The following is a 26,292-nucleotide window of genomic DNA, read 5'->3' on the forward strand; positions in this document are numbered from 1 at the left end:
GGTGTCGCTGTGACGAACGCGAACACCCCACCGATCGAAGCCGTCCTGTTCGACTGGGGCGGCACCCTGGCCACCTGGCACGACATCGACCTGTACGCCGTCTGGCGGTCGGTGGCCGAGTTGATCGACGACGCCCGGGCCGACGAGCTCGCGGAGCGACTGGTGAAGGCCGAAGGCTCCGTCTGGCTGCGCTCCCGCGACGAGCACCTGAGCAGCACGCTCGAGGAGGTCTGCCTGCTCGCCGACGTGGTGATGACCCCGGCCGCCCTGGCCGAGTACGAGCGCCAGTGGCACCCGCACACCGAGCTCGAGCCGGACGCCGTAGAGACCCTGCAGGAGTTGCGGGCCCGCGGGCTGAAGGTCGGCGTGCTGTCGAACACGATCTGGTCGCGCCCACGGCACGAGGAGATCTTCATGCGCGACGGCGTACTCGACCTGCTGGACGGCGCCGTCTACACCAGCGAGATCAGGCACACCAAGCCGCACCCGGAGGCGTTCCTGGCCGCGATGAAGGCGGTCGGGGCGACCGACCCGGGCCGGTGCCTGTTCGTCGGCGACCGGCTGTTCGACGACGTCTGGGGCGCGCAGAACGTCGGCATGCGCGCCGTCCACATCCCGCACAGCGCGATCCCGCTCGAGCAGATCGGTCACACGGAGGGTACGCCGGACGCGACGGTGCACCGCCTGTCCGAGCTCCCGCCGCTGATCGACACGTGGAACGGCCAGGTCGCCTGAACCGTTCCGTCACGTACTCGACGCGCGCCGGCTAGCAACCGGACACCGGCTCTGGTTAGCGTCCAACCTCCGAGCAACCCGCCCATGGAGGTTTCTGACCATGTTGCCCATCCGCCGTAGGCTCGCCGCGCTCATCGCCGCCGCTGCGCTCGGCCTGTCCCTGACCGGCGGCGTCTCCCAGGCCGCTCCCACGCAGTCGACCGCCCCGACGGAGGCGGCCGGTGGGTCACGCCAGCCGCTGCACGTGATGTCGTACAACCTGCGCTACGCCAGCGACACCCCGCCGAACGAGTGGAGCGCCCGCCGCCCGGTCATGCGCGAGCAGCTGCGGCGCGCGCGGCCACAGCTCATCGGCACGCAGGAGGGGCTGTACGCCCAGCTGCAGGACGTCTCCGCCGACCTCGGCCCGTCGTACGACTCGATCGGGCTGGGCCGTGAGGGCGGCAGCAAGGGCGAGTTCATGATGATCTTCTTCGACACCCGCCGGCTGCAGCCGCTGGAGTACGACCACTACTGGCTGTCGGACACGCCCGAGGTGATCGGCTCGAAGACTTGGGGTGGCTGCTGTGCGCGGATGGTGACCTGGGTCCGGTTCAAGGACAAGGCCACGTCGAAGGAGTTCTACGCGATCAACACGCACCTGGAGGCGTTCGACGCGACCGCGCGGTCCAAGTCGGCGGACCTGATCCTGCAGCGGATGAAGGCCCTCGACCCGACCCTGCCGGTGATCATGACCGGTGACTTCAACGAGGCGGCCGCCGCCGGGGTGAACGTGTACGACAAGCTCGTCACCAGCGGCACCCTGGCCGACAGCTGGGTGACGGCCGAGCGCCGGGGCGCGCTGTGGGGCACCTTCCACGGCTACAAGCCGCTGACGCCGAACGGCAACCGGATCGACTGGATCCTGACCACCCCGGGCCTGCGCGTCTCCCAGGCGTCCATCAACACCTTCAGCAAGCGCGGCCAGTTCCCGAGCGACCACCTGCCGGTCGAGTCCTGGATCCACCTGTCCTGATCCGCCTGTCCTGAAGCACCGCACCGGATGACGAAGGACCCCCAGCCGCGAGGTGGCTGGGGGTCCTTCCGCGGGGTTTCGGGGTGGTGTCCTACGCGGCCAGGGTCGGGTCGGCGAGCAGGCGCAGCCGGCCGAGCGCCTCGCGCTCGATCTGGCGGACGCGCTCGGCGGAGATGCCGTGCACGGCGCCGATGTCGGCGAGCTTCGCCTGGCGGCCGTCGTGCAGGCCGTACCGGCGCCGGATCACGTCCGCGGACCGCGGGTCGAGCTGGTCGACCAGGCTGAACAGGCCCGAGCGGTCCGACGCGTCGGCGACCAGCTGGTCCGGCCCCGGCGCGGTCTCGGCCGCGATCAGGTCGCCCAGCGAGGTCTCACCCTCGTCGTCGATCGGGTTGTCCAGGCTGATGTGGTCCCGCCCGATGCGGATCAGCTCCGTGACCCGCTCCTCGTCCAGGTCCAGCTCCGCCGCGATCTCGTCGATCTCCGGCTCCCGGCCGAGCTTGCGCTCCAGCGTGCGCCGGGCCGAGCCGATCTGGTTCAGCTGCTCCACCACGTGCACCGGCAGCCGGACCACGCGGGCCTGCTGCGCGATACCGCGGGTGATGGCCTGCCGCACCCACCAGGTCGCGTACGTCGAGAACTTGAAACCCTTGCGGTAGTCGAACTTCTCCACCGCACGGATCAGGCCGGTGTTGCCCTCCTGGACCAGGTCCAGCAGCGGCATCTGCGAACGCCCGTAACGCCGGGCGATCGAGACCACCAGCCGGAGGTTCGCGGTCACGAACCGCTGCTGCGCGCGCTGGCCCTCGTCCGCCAGCCACTGCAGCTCTTCCTCCGTCGCATATTTGGGCGCTCCGCCCTTCTTCCGTCCAACCCGCCCCTCGGCCAGCAGTTGCTCCGCCAGGAGACCTGCCTCGACCGTCTCAGCGAGCTCGACCTCTTCCTCAGCCGACAGCAGGGGAGTGCGCGCGATCTCTTCGAGGTAGAGACCGACGCTGTCCTTGCCGTCGATACCGTCGTCCGCGGTGCGGACACGAGTCGTGCGAGCCACCGAAACTCCCTTCGTCGTTACATGGAGAGCAACGCTCGAGTGAGGTTCAAGATTCCACGACGAGTGTGTAAACAGCCTGAACGTTCCCTGAGAGTTCCCGGCACCGATCAGGGGCGGAAACCACGGTCTGCAGGCCTGGTCGCGGTCGCTTGCCGGACACCGAGGCCCGAATCTGCGCGCATTTCGGTGTGTTCACGCACCTTCCGCGGGTCTCCACCGGAATTGCACCGGCCGGATCCAGCGACACCCCGGCGCCGAAAGCTGAGAAACTGGACAGAATCCCGGCCTTTCCGGTCGCCGAATGTGTTGCACGACACACCATTCGTTCTCTCCATCGGACAGCAACGCCGCAAGTACCCGCCGTGTTCCCGCGCGAAACGGTCACCGGTTGCCGATGGGCGCAGGCCCGCCAGGTCGCGGGCCTGCGCAATGCGTCAGGCGAGGCCGAGGGTGTCCAGCTCCCAGGCGAGGGTGAAGGCGAGCTCCCGCCACGCGTCGTACCGGCCGGAGCGGCCGCCGTGGCCGGCTTCCATCTCGGTCTTCAGCAGCACGTCGACTGTCCCGGTCGCGGTGGCGCGGAGCTTGGCGACCCACTTGGCCGGCTCGACGAAGAACACCCGGGTGTCGTTCAGGCTGGTGATCGCGAGGATCCGCGGATACTGCTGGGCGGTGACGTTCTCGTACGGCGAGTAGGACTTCATGTACTCGTACACCGCGGCGTCCTCGAGCGGGTTGCCCCATTCCTCCCACTCGATCACGGTCAGCGGCAGCGACGGGTCCAGGATCGTCGTCAACGCGTCCACGAACGGCACCTCGGCGACGATCCCGCCGACCGCGTTCGGCGCCAGGTTCGCGACCGCGCCCATCAGCAGGCCGCCCGCGCTGCCACCCTGGGCGACGATCCGCTCCGGCCGCGTCCAGCCGTCCTTGACCAGGTGCTCGGCGGCGGCGACGAAGTCGGTGAACGTGTTCCGCTTGGTCAGCATCTTCCCGTCGTCGTACCACTGCCGGCCGAGCTCACCCCCACCGCGGACGTGCGCGATCGCGAACACCACGCCGCGGTCGAGCAGGGACAGCCGCGGGATCGAGAACCACGGATCCATCGAGCTCTCGTAGGAGCCGTACCCGTACAGCACGACGGGCGCGTTCCCGTCCTTCGCCACGTCCTTGCGCGCCACCAGCGAGATCGGCACGGAGGTCCCGTCGGTGGCGGTCGCCCACTCCCGGTACTGCGTGTACGCGGACAGGTCGACGCCACCGAGAACGGGCTGCTGCTTCAGCAACCGGCGTTCACCGGTCGCGACGTCCACGTCGTACGTCGACCCCGGCGTGACCAGCGACGTGTAGCCGAAGCGGTACCGCGTGTCGTGCCACTCGTCGTTGCGCCCGGGGGAGACCGTGTAGATCGGCTCCTCGAACTCGAGCGTCTCCGGTGATCCGAGGCCGTCCGGCGTATGGCGCATGACCGCGAGCTCGGTGAGCGCGTCGCGCCGGCGGTACAGGATCACGTGGTCGGCGAACGCGTCGACCCCGAGGAGCCGGCTGGTCTCGTCTCCCTGGATCAGCGTCGTCCAGTCACCGGGGGAGTCCAGCGACGCGGTCGCGAGCGAGAAGTTCGCCGCGTCCGCGTTGTGCGTGACGAGCAACTGGTCGCCCGCGTGCTCGACGTCGTACTCGACGCCCTCGCGCCGGGGCGCGACCACGACCGGCTCACCGGCCGGGTCGTTCGCGTCCAGCAGCCAGACCTCGCTGGTCAGCTTGCTGCCGAGGGCGATCATGATCGCCTGCTCGTTGCGGGTGAGGTCGACGCCGACCCAGAAGCGCTCGTCCGGCTCCTCCATCACCAGTACGTCGTCGCCGGCGCCGAGGGTGTGCCGCCACACCTGGTACGGCCGCCAGGCGTCGTCGACCTTGGTGTAGAAGATCGTCGAGCCGTCCGCCGACCAGGCCGAGCCGTAGTGCACCTCGGGCAACTCGTCCGGCAGCAGCTCACCGGTCGACAGGTCCTTGATCCGCAGGGTGAACCGCTCGTCGCCCTTCAGGTCGACCGAGTACGCCAGCAGGCGGCCGTCGGGGGAGACGTCGACCGTGCCGAGGGAGAAGAACTCGGAGTCGCCGGCCACCTCGTTGCCGTCGAGCATCACCTCTTCGCCCGGGATCTCGCCGTCGGTCGCGGGCGGCTCGTCGCCGTCGGCCTTGACCCGGCAGTGGATCCCGTACTGCTTGCCCTCGATCGTGCGCGCGTAGTACCAGTACCCGCCGCGGCGCGCGGGCACGCTCAGGTCGGTCTGCAGCGTGCGGTCCGAGATCTCCTTGAAGATTGCCTCACGCAACGATTCCAGGTGGGCCGTGCGCGCCTCGGTGTAGGCGTTCTCGGCCCGCAGGTACTCGAGCACGTCGTCGTCGGACTTGTCCCGCAACCACTCGTACTCGTCGACGAACACGTCGCCGTGGTGACGGCGCTCGACCGGCTTCCGGGCGGCGACCGGGGGCTTCACAGAATCGTTCTCGGGCATGTCGCGAGACTACCCGTAACCGGCGGCGCCCCGTCGCCGGATATCCACAGCCGGATCAGAGCGCGTACGTCGCCACGACCGGAGCGTGGTCGCTCCACCGCTCGGCGTACGTCGGGGCCCGGTGGACGACGCAACCGGTCGCGGCCGCGGCCAGCTCCGCGGACGCGATCTGGTAGTCGATCCGCCAGCCGGCGTCGTTGTCGAACGCCTTGCCGCGCCACGACCACCACGAGTACGGACCTGGGCCCTCGCCACCGAACCGACGGCCCAGATCCACCCAGCCGGCGGCGAACAAACGATCCATCCAGGCACGTTCCCCGGGCAGGAAACCGCTCTTCTTCCGGTTCGCCTTCCAGGCCTTCAGGTCGACCTCACGGTGCGCGATGTTCAGGTCGCCGCACATCAGCACGTGCCGCCCGTCCGTGCGCAACTCGGTGAGCCGCGCGGTGATCGCGTCCAGGAACGCGTACTTCTCCTCCTGCCGCGGCGGCGTCTCGAACTCACCGGTGAACACGTACGTGCTGACCGCGGTCAGCAGCGACCCGTCGTCCAGCACGACGTCCGCCTCGATCCACCGCCCCGACCCGGCGAACCGCTCCGGCCCGACGTCGATCCGCTCCTCCTTGATCGGCCGGCGGGACGCCACCGCGACACCAGCCCGGCCTTTGTGCCCGTCGATCGACGGCTCGGCGTGCGCGAGGTGCCAGTCCGGGCCGAGCAACTCGCGCAGTACGTCGTCGGTCGCCCGGACTTCCTGCATCAGCAGCAACTCCGGATCGGTCTGTTCCAGCCAAGGCGCCATCCCCCGCCGGAATGCGGCTCGAATTCCGTTCACATTCACCGTGGCGACCGTCAGCACGTCCAAACCCTAACGCGCACCCACCGACAGGTTGCGCAGCGCCAGATATCCACCGACGGCCGGCACGAACGACAGCACCTTCGCCCGCGTCGACGCGCCGGCCGTGGACAACGCCGAAACGATCACCACCAGGTAGGCCGTCCCGTGCGTCGGACCGAGCGCGGACGACACCGCCGGCCAGTGCACGGTGAAGAGGTTGAGGAACAACAGGCACACACTGACCGCCTCGACGGCAGCCGCGATCTTCAGCACTCGCAGCACGTCAGACCCCCGTCGTCGAGCCGGGCCGAACGACCATCAGCACGACCACGACGGCCCACAACAGTGCGAAGACACCGGTTGTCATGGACAGCGCCTTCGCCTGCGGCATCAACTGCTCGCGGACCTCGGGGGTGGCACCGACGCCCGCGAGCACCCGGGACTGCGCCGGCAGCACGGCGAACGCGAGGACGCCGGCGGCGATCGCGGTCAGCGCCATCGACACGATCAGCCAGTAGTCCGTGAGGACGCCGAGCCCTGCCGCGACCGCGATCCCGAAGACCGGCACCGTCAGCCCGCCGATCGCGTAGCCCCGGCTGATCCGGTGCAGCACCTGGAGTACGCCGTTCTCCGCGTGCTCGGCCGCCAGCGCCCGGCGGGCGAGCGGCGGGAACATGCTGGCCGCGACCGTGACCGGTCCGATGAAGATGATCGCGGCGAGCACGTGCACGCTGAGCAGGAACTTGTTCATCCGGATCCGATCTCTCGAGGCGCCCTCTGTTTCAGGGTGACTGTAACTCAAGTATCAGCCCACCTGAAACTACGCCCGGCTGCCATGATGTGCCGATGACAGATGTGCCGATGGACGGGGAGAGCGGCCGGCCGCCGATCAGCCCGGCGCTGCTGCTGATGATGCTCGGCCGTCAGCTCCGGGACGCGACCGAGACGGAGCTGCGCCGGCAGGGCCTGTCGATGCGGCACTTCTCCGCGCTCGGACATCTGGCTCACCAGCCCGGGCTGTCGTACAGCGAGCTCGCCCGTCGGGACGGCATCACCGCGCAGAGCATGCAGTCGACCCTGCTGCAGTTGCAGCAGATGGGTGCGGTCGAACGCCTGAGCGCGCCGGGACGGGGGAGGACCGCCGACCTGCAGGTCACGCGGGCCGGTCACGAGCTGCTCGACCGCTGCCGAGCCGTCCTGAACGAGGTCGACGAACGGCTACGCGAGGCCGTCGGTCCGGACCGGGCGGAGATCGTGGTGAAGGCGACCCTCGACGCCCTGACCAGCTTCAGTCGGCCGGCATCCTGAGTCAGTGGGTGGTCGACAGGATGGCGTCGAGGGAGCGCTCGCAGAGGCTTTCCAGGTCGCCGGCCGAGATCGTCGGGTGGTCGATCCAGGTCAGCAGGGTCTGCTCGACGTACCCCTGCCAGCCGTGGCAGGCGAGCTCGACGACCGGCGTGATCTCGATGCCGCGCCGGCCGACGGCGCCGATCACCCAGGTGCTGAACACCTGCCGGATCTCCGAGTGCAGCGCGCGGACGTCGGGATCGCCGGCGGCCGACATCAGCAGCGTGACCCGGTAGAGCTGGGGCGCCTCCAGGACCGCGCGGACGAAGGCCCGGATGCCGGCCCGCAGTTGCTCCTCGGGTGGCAGCGACGGGTCGGGGGCGGTCCGCAGCATCACCTCGGCGGCGGCTTCCTCGATGACGGCGTACTGGAACTTCTTCTTCGAGCCGAAGTAGTGGAAGAGCAGCGCGGGGGAGACGCCGGCCTCGGCAGCGACCAACTCGACCGTGAGCTCGCGATGGGGGTCGGCGACCAGGACCCGCCGGGCGGCCGCCAGGATCTGCGCACGCCGCTCGTCGGGGCGCAGCCGGGCGGCCGAGGTCTGGGTCATACCGCCAGTCTATTGAGCAATCGGTCAACAGTCACTTACTGTTGAGTGCCCACTCAACAAGCTGGAGGTCCTCGATGAGTCCGTTGCCCGGTCAGGTCGTCCTCGTCACCGGAGCCTCGCGCGGTATCGGCGCCGCGGTCGCGCGCAGGCTGGCCCAGGAGGGTGCGACGCTTGCGCTGGTCGGGCTGGAGCCGGACGAGTTGAAGAGGGTCGCCGAGGACTGTGGACCGGACGCCGGCTGGTGGGAGGCCGATGTCACCGACACCGAGTCGCTGCGGACCGCGGTGGAGTCCGTGGTCGCGCGGTACGGCCGGATCGACGTGGTGATGGCGAACGCCGGCATCGCGGCGCCGGGGTTCAGCCGGAGCATGGATCCGAAGGTGTGGGAGCGGGTCGTCGACGTCAACCTGGTGGGCGTCTGGCGGACGGTCCACCTCACGCTTCCGTACCTGCTCGAGAGCAAGGGCTACCTGCTGCTGGTGTCGTCCCTCGCGGCGATCGTGCGCATCCCCGGGCTGGCGTCGTACAACGTGGCCAAGGCCGGTGTCGAGGCGATGGGGGACACGCTGCGGGTCGAGCTCAAGCACCTCGGTGTCCGGGTCGGCGTCGCGCACATGACGTTCGTCGACACCGACATGGTGCGTGGGGTGGACGAGCACCCGGTGTTCGGGAAGGTGCGGACCGGGGTGCCGCTGGCGGGCAAGGTGTACCCGCTGGAGTTCGCGGTGGAGAAGTTCACCGACGGGATCAGGAAGCGCCGGCGGACCGTGCACGTGCCGGGGTGGATCGGCGCGATGAAGGTGTTCCGCTGGCTGATCCCGCACGTGATCGAGGCCGGCTCCCGGTTCAGCGTGCCGAGGGCGGACCAGGCCGCGCTCGCCGACATCGAGGCTCGCGGACTGGCCGAGTCGACCCGGGCGTCCGGAGCCGGCGGCCGCGCCGACGCGGCGAAGGCGGCCGGACGATGAGCCGGCCGACGAGCCGGGCGTACGACGTCGTCCTGCTCGGCGCCAGTGGGTTCACCGGCGCCCTGACCGCGGAGTACCTGGCGAAGAACGCGCCGCCGGACCTCCGCTGGGCGGTTGCCGGACGCAACAAGACGAAGCTGGAGGGCTTCGGCCGCGACGTCCTGTACGCCGACGTCACCGACCCTGCCTCGCTCAAGGCGCTGGCCGAGTCGACCCGCATCGTCGTCACCACGGTCGGGCCCTACATCCAGTACGGCGAGCAGTTGGTCGCGGCCTGCGCCGACGCGGGCACGGACTACCTGGATCTGACCGGTGAGCCCGAGTTCGTCGACCGGATGTACGTCCGCTACCACGAGCGGGCCGTCCAAACCGGTGCACGCCTCATCCATGCGTGCGGCTTCGACTCGATCCCGTACGACCTCGGCGTCCAGTTCACCGTCGAACAGCTGCCTGAGCGAGTCCCGATCCGGATCGACGGGCTGGTGCGCGCCGGCGGCCGTCCGTCCGGCGGCACCTTCCAGACGTTCATCACCGCGCTGTCCCGGCCGAAGCAAAACCTCGAGGCCCACCGAGCCCGGCGCCGGCTCGAGCCGCGTCCCGAGGGCCGGTCGGCCAAGGCGGTCCCCGGCAGGCTCCATCGCCAGCAGGGGTTCTGGGCGGTACCGCTGCCGACCGTCGATCCCCAGATCGTCGCGTACTCGGCCCGCCGGCTCGACCGCTACGGGCCTGACTTCCGCTACTCGCACTATGCCGCGGTCCGGCGCCTGCCGATGGTTGCCGGAGGCATCGGTGGGGTCGCTCTGCTCGCCGCGGCGGTCCAGGTCCCACCGGCCCGCACTGCGTTGCTCAAGCGGCTCGCGTCCGGGGAGGGACCGAGTCCGGAGCGGCGTGCCAGGTCGTGGTTCAACGTCCGCTTCGTCGGCCGCGGCGGGGGCCGGCAGGTGATCACGGAGGTCGCGGGCGGCGACCCCGGGTACGACGAGACCGCGAAGATGCTCGCGGAGAGCGCCCTGTGCCTGGCCCTCGACGACCTCCCGGAAACGGCCGGCCAGACGACCACGGCCGCCGCGATGGGGCCTGCCTTGCGCGAACGGCTGGTCAGTGCCGGCCTGACGTTCGCGACCCTGAGCACCGACGCCTACTGAGTCAGGGTCCGACCCGGATTGATCCCGGGGTGTGCCGCGACGACTTCGGTGGCGCACCCCATGGGTGGCAGGCTGGAAGCATGAGGACGCTTCTCAACCTGATCTGGCTGGTGCTCGCCGGGTTCTGGCTGGCGGTCGGGTACGCGGTCGCCGGCATCATCTGCTGCGTGCTGATCGTGACGATCCCGTTCGGCATCGCGGCGTTCCGGATCGCCGGGTTCACACTCTGGCCGTTCGGCCGGACGGTGGTGGACAAGCCGTCGGCCGGCGCCGGCGCCGTCCTCGGCAACATCATCTGGGTGATCTTCGCGGGCTGGTGGCTGGCGCTGGGTCACCTGGTCACCGGGATCGCGCTGTGCGTGACGATCATCGGCATCCCGCTCGGGGTGGCGAACTTCAAGCTGATCCCGATCTCGCTGCTGCCGCTCGGCAAGGACATCGTCCCGACCGACCAGCCGTTCGCCGTCCGGTGAGCGGTCCGGTCAGCCGGCCGGCGAGGTCGCTCACTGTCCTGGGCTCCTGTGGTGCCTGGCCCGAGGCCGGCCGTGCCTGCGCCGGTTTCCTGCTCGAGTACGACGGCTTCAGCCTCGTGCTCGATCTCGGGTACGCCGCCCTGCCGCAACTCCTTCGCCACCGCCCGCACGGTGAGGTCGACGCCGTCGTCGTCACACATCAGCACCCGGACCACTGCGTCGACGTGAGCGCCCTCGCCCGGGTCCGGTACTACGAAGCGCCGGACGCCGCCCCGATTCCGCTCCACTGTCCGCCGGGTGTTCTCGACGTACTGCGAGCCCTCGAGCCGAACCCGGATCCGGCGACCGTCTTCGACGTCCACAACCTGGCCGAGACGAAGGAGCTCGGGCCGTTCGCGGTGGAGACCGTGGTGCTGCCGCACTACGTCACCAACTTGGGCGTCCGGTTGACCGCTCCCGGCGTCTCGGTCGCCTACACCGGCGACAGCGGGCCGTCCGACGAGCTGTCGAAGCTTGCCCAGGGCACCGACCTCGTCATCTCCGACGCGACCCTGCAGGGCGCATCACCGCCGACCACTCCGCGGTACACCATGACCGCGACCGAAGCCGCCCGCGGCGCCAGGGGAGCGCGCCGTCTGCTCCTGACGCACTTCTGGCCGGGCTCCGATCGGTCGGTGTCGGTCGCCGAGGCACGCAAGGAGTTCTCCGGCGAGGTCGTCGCGGCCGAGGAGGGCCTCACCCTCCCGCTGTGAGGTCAGGCAGCCTCGACGACCTTGCGGACGTTGGCGATGTCGCCGCAACCCGAATCGATCAAGCGGGCACGCTCCTCGGCGAACGCGTCGCCCAGCTGGCGGCGGGTCTCTTCCGAGATGTCGGTACGGGCCGGATTGAGGACGTCGCGTTCTTCCTCGTCGAGGTGGTGAGAGAGCGACTCGGACAGCTCGTGCAGCTTCTCGCTGAACTCCTCGCTGTCGGTGTCCGCTACCTCCATCAGCGCCAGCAACGCCTCGTTGCCCTCGTCGTGCTCGTGCTCGGAGTGCTCGACCTCTTCCTCGTCGATCGCGTTCTTGCGCCGCAGTGACGGGTAGACCTTCGACTCCTCGGCTTCCGCGTGCGCGATCAGGACCGTGGCCAGGTCGGCCAGAACGGCGGCCCGGTCGCTCCGCACGTCCCGCAGTTCGCGCAGCGCCTCCTCGAACCAGCGGTGGTCCGCCAGGATGATCTCCACCACGTCGCCACCCGTGGCCGGCAGGATCTTCGGCATTCGTCGCCCTCCAAGAATCTCGAACGTCTGCGGAGCCGGTACCCACGGCCGTACCGGTTAACCTGCCCCCATGCCGACAGCTCTGGTCCGACGTCCCAGCCCCCGCCTCGCCGACGGGATCGTCACCCACATCGAACGCAGCCCGGTCGACGCGGACCTCGCCGCCCGCCAGTGGCAGCAGTACGTCGACGCGCTCGAGGCCACCGGCTGGACGACGGTCGAGGTGCCGCCGATCGACGAGTGCCCCGACGGCGTCTTCGTCGAGGACACGATGGTCGTGTACGGCGACCTGGCCGTGATCGCCCGCGCCGGCGCCGACGAACGCCGGCCCGAAGCCGCGGCCGCCGAGCAGGCCGTGGCGGCGCAGGGCCACCGGATCACGCACATCAACGAACCGGGCACCCTCGACGGCGGCGACATCCTGAAGATCGGGTCGACCGTGTACGCCGGACTCGGCGGCCGGACGAACGCGGACGGCATCCGCCAACTGGCCCAAGCACTCGAGCCGCTCGGCGCGACCGTGCGGACGGTGCCCGTGAGTAAGGTCCTGCACCTGAAGTCCGCGGTGACCGCCTTGCCCGACGGCACCGTCATCGGGTACGAGCCGCTCGTCGACGATCCACAGGCGTTCGACGTGTTCGAACCGGTCCCCGAGGAGTCCGGCGCGCACGTCGTACTGCTGGGGGAGGGCCGTCTGTTGATGGCCGCGTCGGCACCGAAGTCCGCGGAGTTGTTCGAGCAGTCGGGCTACACGCCGGTGGTCGTCGACATCAGCGAGTTCGAGAAACTCGAGGGCTGCGTCACGTGCCTGTCGGTGCGCTTGCGACGTTGAGCATCCGGCGCGCGGCCTCGACCGCCTGGACGTCGCGCTTCCGGCCCCGCGCCTCGGCCAGGTCGCACGCCTCCACCAGCGCCGTGCGGTAGACCACCGTGTCCGGGTGCGAAGCGCCGAGCGCGTGCGTGCTGTCGTCGACCGTCCGGGTGAGTGCTCGGATTGCGTCGGCAACCTCCCCGCACGCGAGCAAGGCTCGACCGAGCGCGGCGCGGTCCCGCAGCAGTTGGGCGTCGTACCGATCGAGGTCCTGCTCGTCGACAGCGACGATGTTCGCGAGCAGCTTCGCCTCCGAGCGTGGACCACCAACCATGAGCCGCGCGCCGGTGACCGCTTCGGTGGCGGCGCTGGTCAGCTCGTGGTTCGGACCGAACACCTCGATCAGCTGCGGGGTCACCAGCTCGAACCACGCGATCGCCCGGCCGTAGTTCGCGGTCGCCAGCAATCCCTGGGCGACCCGGAGCCGCACGCGCAACGTGGCCGGATCGTCGGCCGCCAGGACCTGCTCGCGGTCGGCCAGCACCGACTGGTAGAACGGCAGCGCGCGACCGGGCTCGCGGTCGTGCCAGTGCGCCTCGGCCTGCCGGTACGCCGGATCGCCGTCCAACTCCGCATGCGTGATGACCGGTTCGCGCCGTACGACGGTCCGCACGGGCCGCTCGACGACCTTGCGGCCGATGTAGTCGCGACCGCCGGTCGGGATGATCCGGAACCGGCCGACCTTCGCGACCGGGATCCACAGGAATGTCGAGTAGAGCGTGCGGACCGACGAGCCGCAGCTCTCGCAGACGTCGCGGTGGCCGTAGAAGCGGGTCCCGATCCCGGTCGCGCCGGCCGCGTCGGGTGCGCGCCAGGCGACCGACGACGCGGTGCAGGGTGCGCAGAACGGGTACACCCCGCGCCGTTCCTCATTCATTCGGCCCATTCTGTCCGCTGCCGGGTTCGTCGTTCGCCCCGGCCTCGGTCACGGCCAGTTTTTCCAGGGCGGGATCGTCGACGGCGAACGTCCGGACCGGGCCCGGCGGGGTGTCCGCGGTCTCGAAGCGGACGGTCACCCGGCCGAGTCCGGAGCCCCAGACCCAGCCGCGGCCGTGCTCGGGATGGACGACGTCCTGGCCGGGGTAGTAGCCGGTCAGGTCGCGGGTGCGGTCCGGCAGCTCGACCACCTCGGGCGGCTGGTCGGCGTACTCGCTCTCGGTGAACAGGTCGTCCTGGATCCAGTCGGCCAACGAGGAGACCCCGACGCCGAGCAACCGGATGCCGCCGGAGATGTCGCTCTCCTCGAGCAGCCGGCGGGCGACCCGTGCGATCACCCGGGCGTCGTCGGTCGGGCCGGCCAGCGTGGACGAGCGGGTGTGCGTGGTGAAGTTGTGCATGCGCGTCTTCACCGTGACCGTCCGGCCGGACAGCTGCGCCTTCTGCAGGCGTTCTGCGACGCGGTGCGCCATCCGGTCGGCGATCGCCGACAGCAGCGAGCGGTCGATGATGTCGGTCTCGAAGGTGTCCTCGACACTGACCGACTTGGTCTCGCGGTCGCTCACCACCGGGCGGTCGTCGGCCGCGACCGCCAGCCGGTGCAGGCTCGAGCCGTGCGCCGACCCGACCTGCCGGATCAGCTCGTCCTCGTCCAGTTGCTGCAGGTCGGCGACCGTCCGGACGCCGGCCATGCTCAACCGCTGCGCGGTCGCCGGCCCGACCCCGGGGATCACCGTCACCTGCATCGGCGCGAGGAACTCGGCCTCCGTCCCCGGCGGTACGACGACCACGCCGTCGGGTTTGTCGAGGTCGCTCGCAATCTTCGCGATCAGCTTCGACGTGCCGGCCCCGACCGACGCGGTCAGCCCGCCGCTCGCCTCCCGGATCGCCGCCTTCAGGTCGAGCGCGATCGCGTGCACGTCGTCGACCGTCAGCCCGGTCAGCCCGGACGCGGACAGGTCCACGAACGCCTCGTCCAGCGACAGCGGCTCGACCAGCGGCGACAGCGCCCGCATCTGCGCCATCACCGCCTGACTCGTCCGCCGGTACACCTCGAACCGCGGCCCGAGGTACGCCGCGTGCGGACACCGGGACCGTGCCTCGGCGGTCGACATCGCCGACCGGACGCCGTACCTGCGCGCCTCGTACGACGCCGTCGACACCACGCCGCGCAGGCCGATCCCGCCGACCACGACCGGCTTGCCCCGCAACGACGGCTTGTCGCGCTGCTCGACGGCCGCGAAGAACGCGTCCAGGTCGACATGCAGCACCGAAGGATCACCACGCACCTGACAAGTCTCGCCGTACCCACCGACAGTCCCGCGACCGGACCCGGTCGTTGCCCGCAGCAAATCCCCGGCCGCCGCCCCCGGCGGACCGGGTCCGGACGCCGGTGTGACGCACCACGCGATTGCGGCTCACATCCGCGGGCACCTTCAGGCAGACTGAGGCCATTACCACCTCGGGGCCACCACGGGAGGCACGGATGGGTGAGGAAGTCGACCGGGTCGAGTTCACCCGGGCGGACCGGACGGCGTTCCGCAACCAGGTCCACCGGAACCTGGACGCGTTCGCCCGGATGTTGCGCGAGGCCCGGTTCGCCCCCGAGCGGCCGATGACCGGGATCGAGATCGAGCTGAACCTGGTCGACGAGAACTTCGACCCGGCGTTCAAGAACTCCGAGGTGCTGAGCGCGATCGAGGACGACGCGTTCCAGACCGAGCTCGGCCAGTTCAACATCGAGATCAATGTGCCGCCCGGCCAGATCGACGGCATCGGGCTGGACACGATGGAGTCGAACATCCGCGACAGCCTGAACGCGGCCGAGGAGAAGGCCGGCCGGACTGGCTCGTCGATGGTCATCGTCGGCATCCTGCCGACGCTGATGACCGACCACATCCACCGCGAGGCGCTCAGCACGAACCCGCGGTACGCCTTGCTGAACGACCAGATCTTCGCCGCCCGCGGCGAGGACGTGCAGATCGCCATCGACGGGGTCGAGCGGCTGGCGGTGACCGCGGACAGCATCGTGCCGGAGGCGGCCTGCACGTCGACGCAGTTCCACCTGCAGGTCACGCCGGAGGCCTTCCCGAAGTACTGGAACGCGGCCCAGGCGATCTCCGGCGTCCAGTTGGCGGTCGGCGCGAACTCGCCGTTCCTGTTCGGCAAGGAGCTGATGCGGGAGACCCGGATCGCCCTGTTCGAGCAGGCCGCCGACACCCGCACGCACGAGCTGAAGACGCAGGGTGTGCGGCCGCGGGTGTGGTTCGGCGAACGCTGGATCACCTCGATCTTCGACCTGTTCGAGGAGAACTCGCGCTACTACCCGGCGCTGCTGCCGGTCACCTCCGACGAGGACCCGATCGCCGTGCTGGACCGCGGCGACGCGCCGGCCCTTTCGGAGTTGCGGCTGCACAACGGGACGATCTACCGCTGGAACCGCCCGGTGTACGACGTTGTCCGGGAGAAGCCGCACCTGCGGGTGGAAAATCGCGTACTGCCGGCCGGCCCCACGGTCGTCGACACGATCGCCAACGGCGCCTTCTACTTCGGCCTGGTGCGCGCACTCGCCGACGACGAACGGCCGATCTGGTCGCAGATGTCGTTCTCCGCGGCCGAGGAGAACTTCCACGCGGCCGCCCGGTACGGCATCGACGCGGAGGTCTTCTGGCCCGGCGTCGGGACGGCGCGCGCGACCGAGCTGGTGCTGCGACGCCTGCTGCCGTTGGCCTCCCGGGGCCTGGACGCGTGGGGCGTCGACACCGCGGTGCGCGACCGCCTGCTCGGCATCATCGAGCAGCGCTGCCTGACCAACCGCAACGGTGCCGCCTGGCAGGCCGACGAGTTCCATCGACTGTATACAAAGGGATCCCACGGTCGCCGGGACGCGCTCCGCGGGATGCTCCGCCGGTACTCCGAGCACATGCACGCGAACACGCCGGTCCACGAGTGGCCGATCGACTGACCGGCGCCCCGGGGAGCCGCACTGAACCGGTTAGTCGGGCAGACAACGTAGGACAAGCGATCGTCACGCTCTGTCCGGGTGGCCGCACTTGCCCAAGGCAACGGGCAGGACGCTCCGGCGAGGAGTTCGATAACGACCCGGACTACAGGGGTGGCGCGTTGGGTGACAGCCCTGCAAAGGTGTGGCCACCGGAAGGTTAGAGAGGCCCGTCGCGGGTAGTACTCGGGCACCGGCGTGGCTGCCGCAGCAGCCGCCGCGGCGGTGGTGGAGTACTACCCGCACGACGATCAGCCGTCCGTCACGACCGCGACACAGCTGGTGCAAATCCAGCGGATGCCGACCACGGTCGGGAGCAGTATCGTTCGGAACGGGTCGACACGACACCCGGAGGTGAGGCAGGGCGATGACGACCATCGTCGTGGGTTACGTGCCGAAGGCGGAGGGCCGTGCAGCCCTCCGGCGCGCGGCGGAAGAGGCGACGCTTCGTGACGCGAAGCTGGTGGTGGTGAACTCGCACCGGGGCGGACGCACCTTCGACAGCGACGAGGCCGCGGCGAGTGACGCCGCGCTGACGGAGGTACGGGAGCAGCTCGACTCGACCGGTGTGCCCTACGAGGTGCGGCAACTGGTGCGTGGACTCGACCCGGCGGAGGACCTGGTGGCCGTCGCCGAGCAGGTGCACGCCGAGTTCATCGTGATCGGGCTTCGGCGCCGGTCGCCGGTCGGCAAGCTCATCCTCGGCAGCAATGCCCAGCGGGTGCTCCTCGACGCTCCGTGTCCGGTGCTGGCCGTGAAGGCCGAAGAAGGGGAGGACTGAGGTGACTTCGACACGCAGCAAGAAGCTGTGCCTCGCACAGCAGCCCGACGCCGACGAGATGCTGAGCAGAGATCCCTTCGCACTGCTGGTGGGCATGCTGCTCGACCAGCAGATCCCGATGGAGCGTGCGTTCGCGGGTCCGGTCGCGATCGCGAAACGGATGGCCGGCCCGTTCGACCCGTCCACGGTCGCGCACTACGACCCGGACGCGTTCGTCGAGGTGGTGGCCGGCCCGCCGGCCGTGCACCGGTTCCCGACCGCGATGGCCGCCCGGATCCAGACCCTGGCCAAACACCTCGACGAGGAGTACGGCGGTAACGCCTCGGCGCTGTGGTCCGATGTCAAGTCAGGGGACGACCTGCTGGCCAGGCTGTCCGCCCTGCCGGGGTTCGGTGCGCAGAAGGCGAAGATCTTCGTCGCGCTGCTCGGCAAGCAGCTCAAGGTCCGTCCGCGCGGCTGGCGCGAGGCGTCCGAGCCGTACGGCGAGGACGGCGCGTACAAGTCGGTCGCGGACGTGATCGACGTGGCGTCGTTGGTGAAGGTGAGGCAGTTCAAGCAGGAGCAGCAGCTGGTCCAGCAACGCGTCGTGGCCCGGCCGCTGCGGCGGACCCGCAACGGCTGAGGACGGTCCGGCACACGACTCGGTGAACGTCGAAGTACTCAGGCCTCCACCGCCGCGGGCACGCCCGGGCAGTGGAGGCCTCGGTACGTCGTTCGGGGGGTCGCGGCACGCTCGGGCTTGGTCCGCGGATTACAATGTAGTGTTGCCGCCGCCTGACCAGCGAGCAGCCGCAGACAGTCGTACCCAGAAGCCAGCATCACCAGCACCATCAACGTCGTACCGCCGTACTACAAACCCTGCGTCAGACGAGAGGTAATTCGTGTCGTCCAGCTCGTCCGAGAACCTTCCCGCCGAGTCAGCCCGGGCAGTGCCCGCCACCGCCCGCAGCACGGCTCCGAGGACCAGCGCCCGAGTGACCGACCCCGCGGCCAAGAAGGCCGCTGCCAAGAAGGCCGCGGCCAAGCCGGCCGCCGCCACCAAGGAGGACGGTATCCCCGCGAAGAAGGCCGCCGCGGCCAAGAAATCGTCGCCGGCGAAGAAGGCCGTCCCTGGCAAAGTCACCGAGGCGGGGTTGTCGATCGATCCCAAGACCGGCAAGCCGCGCTCGCTCGACGAGGTTGACGAGTCCGACTTCAAGCCCGACGCGGTGCAGGGCCTGGAGAAGGAGCTGACCGAGGACGAGGGCTTCGTCGTCTCCGAGGCCGACGAGACCGACGAGCCCGAGCAGCAGGTCATGGTCGCCGGCGCGACCGCCGACCCGGTGAAGGACTACCTGAAGCAGATCGGCAAGGTCCCGCTGCTGAACGCCGAGCAGGAGGTCGAGCTCGCCAAGCGGATCGAGGCCGGCCTGTTCGCCGAGGAGCAGCTGGGCGACGAGGCCGCGAAGCTCAAGGACAAGGTCCGCGACGAGTACGACTGGATCTCCGAGGACGGCCGGCGCGCGAAGAACCACCTGCTGGAGGCCAACCTGCGCCTGGTGGTGTCGTTGGCCAAGCGCTACACCGGCCGCGGCATGCTGTTCCTGGACCTGATCCAGGAGGGCAACCTCGGTCTGATCCGCGCGGTGGAGAAGTTCGACTACACCAAGGGCTACAAGTTCTCGACGTACGCGACCTGGTGGATTCGGCAGGCGATCACCCGGGCGATGGCCGACCAGGCCCGGACCATCCGGATCCCGGTGCACATGGTCGAGGTCATCAACAAGCTGGCCCGGGTGCAGCGGCAGATGCTGCAGGACCTCGGTCGCGAACCCACTCCGGAGGAGCTCGCCAAGGAGCTCGACATGACCCCGGAGAAGGTCATCGAGGTGCAGAAGTACGGCCGTGAGCCGATCTCCCTGCACACCCCGCTCGGTGAGGACGGCGACTCCGAGTTCGGCGACCTGATCGAGGACTCCGAGGCGATCGTGCCGGCCGAGGCGGTCTCGTTCACGCTCCTGCAGGAGCAGTTGCACGCGGTTCTGGACACGCTGTCCGAGCGCGAGGCCGGCGTCGTGTCGATGCGCTTCGGCCTAACGGACGGCCAGCCGAAGACCCTGGACGAGATCGGCAAGGTGTACGGCGTGACCCGCGAGCGGATCCGTCAGATCGAGTCCAAGACGATGTCGAAGCTCCGCCACCCGTCCCGTTCGCAGGTCCTGCGGGACTACCTGGACTGATCGATGACCCAGGTGATCGCCGGCGCCGTCGCGCTGGCGATCCCTGTCCTCGACACGGCTTCACTGGCCGCCGCCGTGCTCACGGCGGCGGCCCTGCTGTTCACCCTGCTGCTGGTCGCCCGCGCCTCCGCGCCGGCGACCACTCCGTTGCGGGCGATCGCCTCGTCGGTCCGGCACCGCGCGGAGGAGACGGCGTTCCTCCGTCTCCGCGACCCGGACGCGTCCGGCCGTCCCCGCCCACGAGCCCCCGGACAGTAGTGCCTGCTCTCGCGCGCTCACTGTTCCTTCTCACTCGTGGAGTTCTGTCATGCCTGCTTTCCTCGAGGCGCCGGTCGCCGGTGCCTACCACCTGATCACCGCCCTCGTCACCGCGATCGAACCGCTCACCGGCGCGTACGCAGCCGTGACCGCGATCGTCCTGTGCACTCTCGCCGTACGCCTGCTGCTCCTGCCGCTCAGTGTCCGCGCCCATCGCGGGATGCGTGCGCGCGCGGCTCTCATGCCCCAACTGAAGGTCCTCACCGATCGGCACCGGAACGATCCGGAGCGGCTGCAGCGTGAGATCGCCAAGCTGCAGGCGGACTCCGGGACCACCGTGTTCGCCGGGTTCCTGCCGACGCTCGCGCAGTTGCCGTTCTTCTGGCTGATGTACACGTTGTTCTCGCGCGCGATGGTCGCGGGGGAGTCGAACCAGTTGATCAGCGGAAGCCTGCTCGGCGCACCGCTCGGCCTGCACTGGCCGGTCGTCACCGCGACGCCGGCGTTCCTCGCGCTCGCCGTACTGCTCGCCGTGGTCGCGTTCTTCTCCGCCCGCCTGCAACTGCGCCAACTGGACGAGACCGCGACCCCGCTGACGCGCCGGCTGGCGCGGCTGCTCCCGTTCGGCACGCTCGCGACCGCGGCGTTCGTACCGCTGGCCGCCGGGTTGTACCTGCTCACGACCACTACCTGGACCGTGGTCGAACGCACCGTCCTGCAGCGCTGAGAGCAGGCGTTGCGGCCCGCCGGAGCATTCTGCTACCGTATTTATTAAAGCCGGTTGCATAACGATGGGACCTCGATGCACGCGGAGCGGTCGGAGAACCAGGTCGCCTGCCTGCGATTCCTGGCCGGCACCGACGAGGCGCGCACGGTCGGCGTCATCAGCGCGGAGACCGGCCTGTCCCGGCCCACCGTGCACGCCGTCCTCGAGAATCTCCTCGACGCCCGGCTGGTCGTCGCCACCAACCCGTCGACCGCCGGGCCGGGACGTCCCGCCCGCGCGTTCCGCTTCGCCCGGGAGACCGGAGTCGTCGCGGGCGTCGACCTCGGACCGCGCGGCGCCCGGGCAGTCCTCTGCGACCTGTCGGGCATCCGGCTCGGGTACGCCGAGCTGCCGCGGGGCCGGCGTCCGGACCTCTCGCTCGTCCCGCAGGCGTTGCGCGCGGTCGCCGACGAGAACTCGATCGACCTCGGGCGGCTTCGTGGGGTTGGCCTCGCCCTGCCCGGCGTGGTCGAGACCGACGGCCACCTGCGCGCCAGTCTCGCGCTGCCCGAGCTGGTCGGCCTCCCGGTCGCGGACACCCTGTCGCAGGAGCTCGGCTGTCCGGTCGTGGTCGACAACGACATCAAGCTGGCCGCGCTCGCCGAGCAGCGCGGCGGCGCGGGACGCGGGTACTCCGACGTCGTCTACCTCCAGATCGGCCGGCGTGTGTCGGTGGCCATCGTTCTGAACGGGGTCATCCGGCAGGGACGGCACCGGCTCGCCGGCGAGCTCGGTGCGCAGCGAGGGATGCGGTGGACGCGGAACGCTCAGCGCGGGCAGCTGGTCTGGACGTCGCACCCGACGGTCGAGGCCGTGGTGGCCGCGGCGGCCGCGGGCGACTCGGCTGCCCGGGCGGAGATCAAGGAGTTCTGCTCCCAGCTCGCCGGCCGCATCGCCACCGTGCTCCTCGTGGTCGACCCGGAGGTCGTGGTCGTCCGGGGCGGGCTTCCGGAGGACAGCGGTGCGTTCCTTCGTCCGCTGGCGGCCGCGGTCGAGAAGGAGTTGGTGTTCCCCGAGCGCCCGCCGTTCGTCTCCTCGGCCCTCGGCCGCGAGGCCGTGGTGCTCGGGGCGGTCGGCAACGCGTTCGACCGGTTCAGTTCCGGCATCTTCGGGGTCCACGACTACCCGAGTCCGTGGACCCGGCTCACCCACGTCGTAGAGAGGACGAGTACGTGAAGCTAGGAGTCAGCTCATACTGCTTCCGCACGCTGATGGCGAGCGGCGAGATGGACTTGATCGGCGTCCTGGACTGGGTCGCGGCCTCACCCGCCCAGCACCTGGAGGTCGCCGCGATGGACGGCGAGTACTACCTGGAGCACGACGACGTCGTCCGCGACGCGGCCAAGCACGCCGACGAGCTCGGCGTACCGATCGTGAACTACCTGGTCAGCGGCGACCTGCGGACGGCCGACGCCCAGGAGATCGACCGCCTCCGCCGGCAGCTGGATGTCGCGCACCGGTTCGGCGCGCGGATCTTCCGGCACGACGTCGCGCCCTGGGCCTGGCGCGAGCAGGACCCGGGGGAGTTCGAGTCGACCTTCGAGCGGGTCGTCGAGGGCTGCCGCGCGGTCGCCGACCACGCGGCGGACCTGGGCATCGTGTCGACGATCGAGAACCACGGCTTCTACATGAACGGCGGCGACCGGCTGGCCCGGCTGGTGCACGCGGTGGACCGCCCGAACTTCCGGGTCACCCTCGATCTCGGCAACGGGCTCTGCGTCGGCGAGGTGCCCGGCAAGACCGCCGCCACCCTGCTCGACGTGGCGGCGTCCGTCGGCGTCAAGGACTTCCACATCCGCCGCTCGGCGGGTGACGGCTGGCTGAAGACACTGGCCGGTGACTACCTGCTCGGCACCGTCGCCGGCCACGGCGACGTGGACCTGGCGGGCCTGCTGGCACTGGTCGGCACCAAGCCCGACCTGCCGGTCAGCCTCGAGTTCGAGGGTTTGGAGTCGACTCCGGACGCCATCGAGCGCTCGCTCAAGAACATCCTCCGACTGGTGGGAGCTGCCTGACATGACAACCCGAATCGCAGTCATCGGAGTGGGCGCGATCGCGACCCAGCACCTGCTCGCGTACCAGGCCAACCCGCAGGCCGAGCTGGTCGCGGTCTGCGACATCGACCGGACCCGCGCCAAGGCGCGTGCCGACGAGTTCGCCGTACCCAAGGCCACGGACGTCGTCGAGGAGGTCCTGGCCGATCCCGACGTCGACGCCGTGAGCATCTGCGTCCCCAACCTGCTGCACGCGTCGATCGCGGAGGCGGCGCTGCGGGCCGGTAAGGACGTGCTGGTCGAGAAGCCGATGTCGGTGACGGTCGCGGAGGCCGAGGCGCTGGTCCGGGCCACCCAGGAGACCGGCCAGGCCCTGCAGATCGGCTACGTACGCCGCTTCGCCCCGAACGCCCTGGTGACCAAGCGTTTCCTGGACGCGGGGGAGTTCGGTGACATCTACGCCGCGCGGGCCACGATCATCCGGGCCGCCGGCAACCCCGGTGGCTGGTTCGGCGACGTCGGGGTCTCCGGCGGCGGCCCGCTGATCGACCTGGGCGTGCACATCATCGACCTGTGCTGGTACCTGATGGGCATGCCGGCCGCGGTCTCCGCGTCGGGCGCGACGTTCTCGACGCTCGGTGCCCGGGACAACATCCAGCACCTGTCCCGGTACCGGGCCGCGTCGGCGTCGCGGGTGAACAACGTCGAGGACTACGCGACCGCGCAGATCCGGTTCGAGGGCGGGGCGGTCCTCGACGTCGACACGTCGTACTCGCTGCACGCGCGGAACTCGACCAGTGTGAAGATCCACGGCGACAAGGGCGGCGCGGAGATCGAGCCCGAGCTGCTGATGATCACCGAGCGGCACGACACTCTGCTGCACGTGCAGCCGCAGATCGACTCGCTCGGCTTCGACTTCACCGTCGGGTTCGCCAACCAGATCGACCACTTCCTGCGGATCTGCCGGCGGGAGATCCCGGCCGACGCGACCGCGGAGCAGGGCCTGGAGATGGCCCGGATCCTGACGGCGATCTACGAGTCCGCCCGGATCGGCGCCGAGGTAGCCATCACCCGGTGACCAGGCGCCGTGGCTGAGCCTGGCCGGGGCGGGCCGGGTTCGGCCACGGTTCGGGGCCTGACTCGGTGCCTGACTCGGGCCCGGCTCAGCTTCGATTGAGGCGGGCCTCGATGCCGTCGAGTGTGCGGGCGAGGCCGTAGGTGAAGCTGTCCTCGCCGCCGGCTTCGAGATCGGTGTCGCTGTTGGCGGCGTAGAGCGCCCGCATGTGCGGATACGGCTCGGCGGCCCTGACCGCGGCCGGCCAGACCTCGGACTGCCAGGCCGCCATGTCCTTGCCGGAGCGCTTCAGCTTGCTGACGGTCGCGGCCTCGACCGAGGCCACGCCGATCACGTAGCCGAGCACGGTGTTGGCGGCCTGGTCCGCCTCGATCAGCTCGAAGCCGGCGGTGCGGTAGATCCCGAGGATCCGGTCCGAGATCCGCATCAGGTTCGGGCCGAGGTAGTTCATGCCGACGTCGGCGAGCGTCGGCGCGACCCACGGGTGCCGGACGATCATCGCGCGGACACTGCGGGCAGCCGTCTCCGCCGCGTCCCGCCACTGGGCCGGCTCGGTCACCTCGGGTACGTCGATCTCGCCGTACACCTCGTCGACCGCGAGCTCGAGCAACTCGTCCTTGTTCGCGACGTGCCAGTAGACCGCGGTCGCGACCGCGCCGAGCGCCGTCCCCAGCTTGCGCATGGTCAGTGCGTCCAGGCCCTCGGCGTCGAGCAGCTTGATCGCCTCGGCGACGATCTGCTCCTGACTCAGCGCCGGCTGCTCGCGCCGGCGACCGCGCTTGGGCCGCGTCCAGACGGACGTGTACTCCTCGGTCGGCATCCCGCCACCTCCTCGTGGGAGTTCACCCTACCGCATTTCCTGAACGACGTGCAGGACTTGACCGCTGTTCAATTGGCGTTGCACACTGTTCAGGCAAACTGCACACCGTTCAATTCTGAGGAGGTGCGTGATGACCGCTCGTCATCCGCGTCGGTGGCTGATTCTGATCGTGCTCTGCCTGAGCACACTGGTCCTGGTGCTGGACAACGGTGTGCTGAACGTGGCGATCCCGGTTCTGACCGAGGACCTGGGGGCCACCGCCCAGGAGATCCAGTGGATCATCGCCAGCTACATCCTGGTCTTCGCCGGCCTGCTGCTGACCGCGGGCAGCCTGTCCGACCGGTACGGCCGGAAGAAGGTGATGATCGCCGGCCTGGCGATCTTCGGGGTCGCCTCACTCGTCGCGACGTACGCCGGAAGCCCGGAGATGCTGATCACCGGGCGAGTGCTGATGGGGATCGGCGGGGCGGTGGTGATGCCGAGCACGCTGTCGGTGCTGATCACCGTGTTCGACGACGAGGAGCGCCGCAAGGCGATGTCGATCTGGAGCTCGGTGCTGATGGTCGGCCTGATCGGCGGCCCGGTGCTGGGCGGGGCGCTGATCGCGAAGTTCTGGTGGGGTTCGGTCTTCCTGATCAACGTGCCGGTCGTGGTGATCGCGATCGCCGCGGCGCTCATCTGGATGCCGGAGTCGAAGGCGCCGTGGCGTAAGCCCGACCCGGTCGGGGCGGTGCTGTCAATGATCGGGCTGGTCGCGCTGGTCTGGGTGATCATCGAGCTGCCCGAGCACGGGATCTCCTGGCCGATGCTGGCGGTTGCGGTCGCGGGTCTGGTCGCGTTCCTCGTCTGGGAGGTGCGGACGCCGGTGCCGATGGTGCCGCTGCAGTTGTTCCGGGACCGCAACTTCAGCGGCGGCAGCCTGTCGCTGGTGCTGCTGCAGATCGCCAACGGCGGGCTGATTCTCGCGCTGACGCAGTACATGCAGTTCGTGCTCGGCTTCTCGCCGACGAAGGCCGGGCTGGCGATGGCTCCGATGGCGCTGGGCGTGATCGTGGTGAACGGCCTTGGCGCGACGCTCGGTCAGAAGATCGGCAACCGGCCGATGACGGTGGCCGGACTGGTCGGGCTAGCCGGTGGGTTCGCGGTGATGTCGACGCTGTCCGCCGACGACGGGTTCGGCATGGTGACGATCGCGCTGCTGATCTTCGGCGTCGGCGCCGGTCTGGCGCAGCCCGCGGCCACCGCCGCGCTGATGGGTGCCGTCCCGCACGAGCACGCCGGCGTCGGCTCCGCGCTGAACGACACCGTGCAGCAGGCCGGCGCGGCGCTCGGCATCGCGATCCTCGGCAGCGCGCTGGCGAACAACTTCACCGCCACGATGCCGGACAGCACGCCAGAGGCCGCCCGCGGCTCGATCGGCGAGGCGCTGGCAGTGGCCGGCACCACCGGCGACAGCGCCTTGGCCGACCTCGCCAAGAACGCCTTCGCCCAGGCGATGTCCGGCACCTTCGTGGTCAGCGCCTTCGCCGTCCTCGGCAGCGCCTTGATCGCCTTCGCCCTCATCCGCGACAAGAAGACCACCCCACCCACCCCCGACGCAGAGCAAGAAACAGTCGCCGTCAGCTGACCACGACAGCCGGTCCTCGGTCGCACATGTTTCGGGGGCTGG

Annotated in this window: 28 protein-coding genes; 18 read left to right on the top strand and 10 right to left on the bottom strand. The window is 69.9% G+C overall.

Features of this window, described 5'->3' with window-relative positions; translation table 11 throughout:
- Positions 1–9: 9 nt before the first annotated feature.
- Together ACQPYZ_RS17400 and ACQPYZ_RS17405 are read left to right on the top strand one after the other, a co-directional pair.
- Entirely contained in the window at positions 10–735 is a 726-nt protein-coding gene (locus ACQPYZ_RS17400; protein ID WP_433169413.1) for an HAD family hydrolase, read from the top strand.
- A gap of 100 nt (positions 736–835) precedes the next feature.
- Positions 836–1,750, top strand: coding sequence for an endonuclease/exonuclease/phosphatase family protein (locus ACQPYZ_RS17405; protein WP_433169415.1), 915 nt, complete (start codon positions 836–838; stop codon positions 1,748–1,750).
- A 91-nt stretch (positions 1,751–1,841) separates the two neighbouring features.
- On the opposite strand, the gene ACQPYZ_RS17410 is transcribed toward ACQPYZ_RS17405, so the two are convergent.
- The 5 genes from ACQPYZ_RS17410 to ACQPYZ_RS17430 form a co-directional block, all read right to left on the bottom strand.
- Positions 1,842–2,801, bottom strand: coding sequence for a sigma-70 family RNA polymerase sigma factor (locus ACQPYZ_RS17410; RefSeq protein ID WP_433169417.1), 960 nt, complete (start codon positions 2,799–2,801; stop codon positions 1,842–1,844).
- A gap of 434 nt (positions 2,802–3,235) precedes the next feature.
- Complete coding sequence (locus ACQPYZ_RS17415) at positions 3,236–5,317, bottom strand: S9 family peptidase (RefSeq protein WP_433169419.1); 2,082 nt, start codon at positions 5,315–5,317, stop codon at positions 3,236–3,238.
- Positions 5,318–5,372: 55 nt separating this feature from the next.
- On the bottom strand, positions 5,373–6,176 hold the full coding sequence (locus ACQPYZ_RS17420) for an exodeoxyribonuclease III (RefSeq protein WP_433169421.1): 804 nt from the start codon (positions 6,174–6,176) through the stop codon (positions 5,373–5,375).
- A gap of 9 nt (positions 6,177–6,185) precedes the next feature.
- Positions 6,186–6,437 (bottom strand): DUF3817 domain-containing protein, encoded by a 252-nt coding sequence (locus ACQPYZ_RS17425; RefSeq protein WP_433169422.1) that lies wholly within the window; start codon positions 6,435–6,437, stop codon positions 6,186–6,188.
- 1 nt (position 6,438) lies between these two features.
- Positions 6,439–6,906 carry a hypothetical protein gene (locus tag ACQPYZ_RS17430; RefSeq protein WP_433169424.1) on the bottom strand — a complete coding sequence of 156 codons (468 nt, stop codon included), beginning with the start codon at positions 6,904–6,906 and terminating at the stop codon, positions 6,439–6,441.
- 95 nt (positions 6,907–7,001) lie between these two features.
- On the opposite strand from ACQPYZ_RS17430, the gene ACQPYZ_RS17435 reads away from it, so the two are divergent.
- The gene (locus ACQPYZ_RS17435; protein ID WP_433169426.1) at positions 7,002–7,463 is read left to right on the top strand and encodes a MarR family winged helix-turn-helix transcriptional regulator; all 462 of its coding nucleotides are present in this window, start codon (positions 7,002–7,004) and stop codon (positions 7,461–7,463) included.
- A 1-nt stretch (position 7,464) separates the two neighbouring features.
- On the opposite strand, the gene ACQPYZ_RS17440 is transcribed toward ACQPYZ_RS17435, so the two are convergent.
- Positions 7,465–8,052, bottom strand: a complete 588-nt coding sequence (locus ACQPYZ_RS17440) for a TetR/AcrR family transcriptional regulator (RefSeq protein ID WP_433169427.1) — start codon at positions 8,050–8,052, stop codon at positions 7,465–7,467.
- A gap of 74 nt (positions 8,053–8,126) precedes the next feature.
- On the opposite strand from ACQPYZ_RS17440, the gene ACQPYZ_RS17445 reads away from it, so the two are divergent.
- The 4 genes from ACQPYZ_RS17445 to ACQPYZ_RS17460 all read left to right on the top strand — a co-directional run bounded on the left by ACQPYZ_RS17445 (position 8,127) and on the right by ACQPYZ_RS17460 (position 11,390).
- Positions 8,127–9,020 (top strand): SDR family oxidoreductase, encoded by an 894-nt coding sequence (locus tag ACQPYZ_RS17445; protein ID WP_433169429.1) that lies wholly within the window; start codon positions 8,127–8,129, stop codon positions 9,018–9,020.
- Positions 9,017–10,165 carry a saccharopine dehydrogenase family protein gene (locus ACQPYZ_RS17450; protein WP_433169431.1) on the top strand — a complete coding sequence of 383 codons (1,149 nt, stop codon included), beginning with the start codon at positions 9,017–9,019 and terminating at the stop codon, positions 10,163–10,165. Before ACQPYZ_RS17445 ends, ACQPYZ_RS17450 begins: the two co-directional genes overlap by 4 nt.
- Before the next feature lie 80 nt (positions 10,166–10,245).
- Positions 10,246–10,638, top strand: a complete 393-nt coding sequence (locus ACQPYZ_RS17455) for a YccF domain-containing protein (protein WP_433169433.1) — start codon at positions 10,246–10,248, stop codon at positions 10,636–10,638.
- Entirely contained in the window at positions 10,635–11,390 is a 756-nt protein-coding gene (locus tag ACQPYZ_RS17460; RefSeq protein WP_433169435.1) for an MBL fold metallo-hydrolase, read from the top strand. The genes ACQPYZ_RS17455 and ACQPYZ_RS17460 overlap by 4 nt, the downstream gene beginning before the upstream one ends.
- A 2-nt stretch (positions 11,391–11,392) precedes the next feature.
- Here ACQPYZ_RS17460 and ACQPYZ_RS17465 read toward each other — a convergent pair whose 3' ends face one another.
- The gene (locus ACQPYZ_RS17465) at positions 11,393–11,902 is read right to left on the bottom strand and encodes a hemerythrin domain-containing protein (protein ID WP_433169437.1); all 510 of its coding nucleotides are present in this window, start codon (positions 11,900–11,902) and stop codon (positions 11,393–11,395) included.
- 70 nt (positions 11,903–11,972) lie between these two features.
- Between ACQPYZ_RS17465 and ddaH the strand changes: the two genes are divergently transcribed.
- On the top strand, positions 11,973–12,734 hold the full coding sequence (gene ddaH / locus ACQPYZ_RS17470) for a dimethylargininase (RefSeq protein WP_433169439.1): 762 nt from the start codon (positions 11,973–11,975) through the stop codon (positions 12,732–12,734).
- On the opposite strand, the gene ACQPYZ_RS17475 is transcribed toward ddaH, so the two are convergent.
- Together ACQPYZ_RS17475 and ACQPYZ_RS17480 are read right to left on the bottom strand one after the other, a co-directional pair.
- A complete protein-coding gene (locus ACQPYZ_RS17475; RefSeq protein WP_433169441.1) occupies positions 12,703–13,650 on the bottom strand; it encodes a tetratricopeptide repeat protein in 948 nt (315 codons plus the stop codon). The genes ddaH and ACQPYZ_RS17475 overlap by 32 nt on opposite strands.
- A complete protein-coding gene (locus ACQPYZ_RS17480) occupies positions 13,643–14,998 on the bottom strand; it encodes a DNA polymerase IV (protein ID WP_433169442.1) in 1,356 nt (451 codons plus the stop codon). The genes ACQPYZ_RS17475 and ACQPYZ_RS17480 overlap by 8 nt, the downstream gene beginning before the upstream one ends.
- 197 nt (positions 14,999–15,195) lie before the next feature.
- On the opposite strand from ACQPYZ_RS17480, the gene ACQPYZ_RS17485 reads away from it, so the two are divergent.
- From ACQPYZ_RS17485 to ACQPYZ_RS17525, 9 genes are all read left to right on the top strand, one after another.
- Positions 15,196–16,674, top strand: coding sequence for a glutamate--cysteine ligase (locus tag ACQPYZ_RS17485; protein ID WP_433169444.1), 1,479 nt, complete (start codon positions 15,196–15,198; stop codon positions 16,672–16,674).
- Positions 16,675–17,077: 403 nt separating this feature from the next.
- Entirely contained in the window at positions 17,078–17,491 is a 414-nt protein-coding gene (locus ACQPYZ_RS17490) for a universal stress protein (protein WP_433169446.1), read from the top strand.
- Between the two features lies 1 nt (position 17,492).
- Complete coding sequence (locus ACQPYZ_RS17495; protein ID WP_132321761.1) at positions 17,493–18,113, top strand: HhH-GPD-type base excision DNA repair protein; 621 nt, start codon at positions 17,493–17,495, stop codon at positions 18,111–18,113.
- A gap of 259 nt (positions 18,114–18,372) precedes the next feature.
- Complete coding sequence (locus ACQPYZ_RS17500) at positions 18,373–19,710, top strand: RNA polymerase sigma factor (protein WP_433169448.1); 1,338 nt, start codon at positions 18,373–18,375, stop codon at positions 19,708–19,710.
- A gap of 3 nt (positions 19,711–19,713) precedes the next feature.
- Positions 19,714–19,968, top strand: a complete 255-nt coding sequence (locus ACQPYZ_RS17505) for a DUF6412 domain-containing protein (protein WP_433169450.1) — start codon at positions 19,714–19,716, stop codon at positions 19,966–19,968.
- A 49-nt stretch (positions 19,969–20,017) separates the two neighbouring features.
- Positions 20,018–20,695: a membrane protein insertase YidC gene (gene yidC, locus ACQPYZ_RS17510; protein ID WP_433169452.1), complete on the top strand. Its 678-nt coding sequence runs from the start codon at positions 20,018–20,020 to the stop codon at positions 20,693–20,695.
- Between the two features lie 75 nt (positions 20,696–20,770).
- A complete protein-coding gene (locus tag ACQPYZ_RS17515) occupies positions 20,771–21,910 on the top strand; it encodes an ROK family protein (protein ID WP_433169454.1) in 1,140 nt (379 codons plus the stop codon).
- Positions 21,907–22,749: a sugar phosphate isomerase/epimerase family protein gene (locus tag ACQPYZ_RS17520; protein ID WP_433169455.1), complete on the top strand. Its 843-nt coding sequence runs from the start codon at positions 21,907–21,909 to the stop codon at positions 22,747–22,749. The genes ACQPYZ_RS17515 and ACQPYZ_RS17520 overlap by 4 nt, the downstream gene beginning before the upstream one ends.
- A gap of 1 nt (position 22,750) precedes the next feature.
- Positions 22,751–23,806 (top strand): Gfo/Idh/MocA family protein, encoded by a 1,056-nt coding sequence (locus tag ACQPYZ_RS17525; protein ID WP_433169457.1) that lies wholly within the window; start codon positions 22,751–22,753, stop codon positions 23,804–23,806.
- A gap of 85 nt (positions 23,807–23,891) precedes the next feature.
- Here the strand turns inward: ACQPYZ_RS17525 and ACQPYZ_RS17530 are convergent, their stop codons facing one another.
- Positions 23,892–24,623, bottom strand: coding sequence for a TetR/AcrR family transcriptional regulator (locus ACQPYZ_RS17530; RefSeq protein ID WP_433169459.1), 732 nt, complete (start codon positions 24,621–24,623; stop codon positions 23,892–23,894).
- Positions 24,624–24,753: 130 nt separating this feature from the next.
- On the opposite strand from ACQPYZ_RS17530, the gene ACQPYZ_RS17535 reads away from it, so the two are divergent.
- A complete protein-coding gene (locus ACQPYZ_RS17535; protein WP_433169461.1) occupies positions 24,754–26,250 on the top strand; it encodes an MFS transporter in 1,497 nt (498 codons plus the stop codon).
- The last annotated feature ends 42 nt before the right edge of the window (positions 26,251–26,292 follow it).

The sequence above is a fragment of the Kribbella sp. CA-247076 genome (assembly GCF_050942445.1).
Taxonomy (GTDB): domain Bacteria; phylum Actinomycetota; class Actinomycetes; order Propionibacteriales; family Kribbellaceae; genus Kribbella.